Annotated in this window: 1 protein-coding gene; it reads left to right on the forward strand. The window is 69.1% G+C overall.

Features of this window, described 5'->3' with window-relative positions:
• Nucleotides 1-43 precede the first annotated feature (43 nt).
• On the forward strand, nucleotides 44-369 hold a 326-nt coding region (locus UK12_RS42080; RefSeq protein ID WP_442973920.1), incomplete at its 3' end, for a hypothetical protein.

The following is a 369-nucleotide window of genomic DNA, read 5'->3' on the forward strand; positions in this document are numbered from 1 at the left end:
GCCCTGGACGCCCTGGTCGGTCGCCATCCGGCACAGCCAGGTCTTGCCGAGCGCCTACAGGTCCTGGCTGGCCGCTTCCTCCCTCGACGCGACCGCCTTTCTCGCGGCCGGTTCGGTCTCGGCCGGCGGTGCGTTCATGACGGTGGAGGCGCGCTCCTCCGTGGCCCCCTTCGGCCTCCTCATCGTCGACTGCGAGCCGGATGCCTACCACGACACCCACGGCCAGCAACTGCGCGTTCTGCCCGAAGCCAAGCTTACAGGCCGGGAGACCGTGCCGGCTGCCCAGGCTCCGGAGTCCACCAACGTGGTGGACCTGATTGACGTCCTCCAACGCATTCTGCGGCAGGCCGGTTCGGGACACTACAACGG

Source organism: Saccharothrix sp. ST-888, from assembly GCF_000955975.1.
Classification (GTDB): Bacteria; Actinomycetota; Actinomycetes; order Streptomycetales; family Streptomycetaceae; genus Kitasatospora.